The 3,335-nt window shown below is 67.7% G+C and carries 2 protein-coding genes; one reads left to right on the top strand and one right to left on the bottom strand.

Translation table 11 applies throughout. The features are described from left to right. Positions 1-30 precede the first annotated feature (30 nt). Positions 31-2,196 (bottom strand): proprotein convertase P-domain-containing protein, encoded by a 2,166-nt coding sequence (locus ACRDSQ_RS09770; RefSeq protein ID WP_431420525.1) that lies wholly within the window; start codon positions 2,194-2,196, stop codon positions 31-33. Positions 2,197-2,744: 548 nt separating this feature from the next. On the opposite strand from ACRDSQ_RS09770, the gene ACRDSQ_RS09765 reads away from it, so the two are divergent. Further along, on the top strand, positions 2,745-3,335 hold a 591-nt coding region (locus tag ACRDSQ_RS09765; RefSeq protein WP_431420524.1), incomplete at its 3' end, for a hypothetical protein.

Below are 3,335 nucleotides of genomic sequence, written 5' to 3'. Positions count from 1 at the left end.
GGGCAGGGGCGCCCCTGCCCACCGGGTGTGTCACACGGTCAGCGTCCAGGTGTCGATCCGTCCGACATCCGCTGCCGCCGCGTCTTGCGCTCGCAGTTTCCAGGTGCCGTTCTTGGCCTCACCGCTGAGGTTGACGGTGTAGGTCTGGTTGATGTTGTCGGCACTGCCGCCTGCCCGGTTGTGCAGCACGTAGGTGCTGCCGTCCGGCGCGACCAGCGTGACGATGAGGTCGCCGATGTAGGTGTGCACGATGTGCACCTCCACCTTCGAGGTGGTTGAGGCGTTCCCCGCGCATCCGGAGACCACGATCGAGCTCTCCACAGTGGACAGGTCGGGAATCGCCACGTCGTTGCCGTTGGTGCCACCACACGCCGGTGTCCCGCCACCGCCGAGCGACAGCGTCCAGGTGTCGATCCGCCCGGTGTCGGCCGCGGCGGCGTCCTGCACCCGCAGCTTCCAGGTCCCGTTCGCCGCGTCACCGGAGAGGTTGACGGTGTAGGTCTGGTTGATGTTGTCCGCGCTGCCGCCTGCCCGGTTGTGCAGCACGTAGGTGCTGCCGTCCGGCGCGACCAGGGTCACGATCAGGTCGCCGATGTAGGTGTGCACGATGTGCACCTCGACCGTCGAGGTCGCCGACGCGTTGCCCGTGCAACCGGCGATGGTGATCGAACTTTCCACTGTGGACAGGTCGGGGATCGTCACGTCGGTGCCGTTGGTGCCCGAGCAACCCGGGACCGGTGCGGTCGCGATGGTCCAGGTGAACGACGTCGTCCCGGTCTTGCTCGCCGAGTCGGTCACCGTGGCGGTCACGGCGCTGGTGCCCGCGGTGGTCGGGGTCCCGGAGATCAGGCCGGTGCTCGCGTTGATCGACAATCCGGCGGGAAGGCCGGTCGCCGCCCAGGTGTACGGGGTGGTGCCGCCCGAGGCGGACAGTTGCAGGCTCGTGGCGGTGCCGACGACGCCGGACTGGCTGCCGGGGTTGGTCACCGACGGCGACCCCGGGGTGCCGCCGGCGGGGGCGGTGTAGAGCAGCCGGTTCGGTGAACCGGTGCCCGGATTGGTGACCTTGTTCGGGGTGGAGTTGTTGTACAGCGCGGTAGCCACCGCCGGAGGCAGGTCGTTCGGGTGGGTGGCCAACCACAGTGCGGCGGCACCCACGACGTGCGGGGTGGCCATCGACGTGCCGCTGATCGTGTTGGTCGCGGTGTCGTTGGTCATCCACGCCGAGGTGATGCCGACACCGGGGGCGAAGATGTCGGTGCAGGTGCCGTAGTTGGAGAACGACGCCCGCGCGTCGGTGGTGTCGGAGGCGTTGACCGTGATGCCCTCGGCCACCCTGGCCGGGGACGAGTTGCAGGCATCGGCATTGGAATTGCCCGATGCGAGCCCATAGGTGACACCGGAGGCGATCGAGTTGCGCACAGCGGTGTCCAGGGCGGCGTCGGCGCCGCCACCAAGGCTCATGTTCGCCACGGCGGGCTTCACCGCGTTCTGGGTCACCCAGTCCACGCCGTTCACCACCCCGGCCGTCGTGCCGGAACCCTGGCAGTTCAACACCTTCACCGCGACCAGCGCGACACCTTTGGCGACGCCGTACTGGGTGCCGCCGACGGTACCCGCCACGTGTGTGCCGTGACCGTGGCAGTCGGTGTTGTTGGTGTCGACCGTGTTCGTGCCCCACGTGGCCCGACCGCCGAATGTGGCGTGCGAGACGCGGATGCCCGTGTCGAGAATGTAGGCGCGCACGTTGCTCGCCGTGGTGTCGTAGGTGTAGCTCTGATCCAGCGGCAGGTCACGCTGATCCACCCGGTCCAACCCCCACGACGGCGGGTTCAGCTGGACGTCGTTGACCCGCAGCACCTGGTCCTGCTGGACGAACGCCACCATCGAGTCCGCGGCAAGCCTGCGCGCCTGGGTCGCCGACATCTTCGCCGCGAACCCGTTGAGCGCGTGCCGCCACGACGCGGTGACCGTGCCGCCGTACTTCCCGGCCAGATCCGCCGCCGTCCGCGCGGACGCCGATCTTGGCGACGCGCTGTCATCGAGCACGACTATGTAGCTGTCCGGCACGGCCTCGGCGACCGTGCGCACCTGGGATTCGGCATAGGCCGGCGTGGCCAACCCGACCAGTGATAACAGGGCCGCTGCCGCGACCGTTCCTAAACCGGATAACCGACCAACGCGAACTCGTCCCATGTGAGGGCTCCCTTGAACGGGCACTCACCCAGGCGAGGGCGGGGGCAGCCCGGGTGAACACCGTGGATGGGAATCGTTCGCGCGAACGTGAGCGGGATTCAATCAGCACGACTGTTTAAAGTGAATGGAAACGGTAACCGCGAACGCCGATCGGCCCAGCATGGTTACCCAGTGCCATATCGGCAGCGGACCCTCCACCACCCCATTGGGGCAGTCCGAAGCCCGCCGTTCCACGTTCGCAGCAACAGCGGCCCAGCGTGCTGGGCTGCCTCATACCCCTGCACGGCGGGCAGCCTGGGTCGACACAGTCAGTGACCAGCAGCTCGGCTCATGATCACGCACCGCGCTCATACGTCCCTGACTCTGCCGCTCCCCACGAACACCTCGCGGGTCATGGTGTTGCCGGTGGCGGCCATGAGTGGGTCATGACCGCCACCCGAGCGGTGTCCTCGGCGGCCACCGAGCGCGTCTTCTGCCGCAGTCGTACCGTCGTATAAGCGGGCGGCGAGCCGCCCGCTCGCCCTGCCAGTACGCATGGGAGGCGCACGATGTTCGTTCAAGTCATCCAAGGCGAAGTGTCCGACGAAGACCAAGCGCACGAGCAGTTCGAGTGGGTTCGGGACCTCGCACCCGGAGCGACCGGCTGGCTCGGGTCGACCGCGGGTGTCACCGACGACGGCGCGCTGGTCGCGATGGTGCGGTTCGATTCGGCCGAGCACGCCGAGCAGAACCGGTGGTGGTCGGAGACGTCCCGGCTGTTCCCCTCCGGGGCCGCCTTCATGAACAGCACCGACGTGACCGTGGACGTGCAGGGCAATCCCGACAAGGCCAGGTTCGTGCAAGTCATCGAAGGGCGCGTCACCGACGCCCAACTCGGTCGGCGACTCTCCACCGAGAACTCCGACAAATGGGCGGAGTTCCGGCCCGACGTCCTCGGCAGCGTCGAAGCCGACTTCCCCGACGGCGCCCACGCCATGGAGTTGTTCTTCACCTCGGAAGCCGACGCCAGAGAGGGCGAGCGGAAGGAGCCGCCAGCCGAACTGAAGTCCCAGATGGAACAGATGGAAGCACTCAACGCCGAACCACCGAGGTTCTTCGACCTCAAGCAGCCATGGACATACTCCCCGCCGGACCTGGAC

Origin of the sequence: Actinokineospora sp. (assembly GCF_050699995.1) — a bacterium.
GTDB lineage: Bacteria > Actinomycetota > Actinomycetes > Mycobacteriales > Pseudonocardiaceae > Actinokineospora.
Note: the sequence above shows the minus strand (reverse complement) of the source record. Positions and strands in the feature narration are given on the sequence as shown.

Coding starts and splice junctions, on each gene's coding strand:
- ACRDSQ_RS09770 (WP_431420525.1), bottom strand. CDS start 2,196: ATGGGACGAGTTCGCGTTGGTCGGTTATCCGGTTTAGGAACGGTCGCG.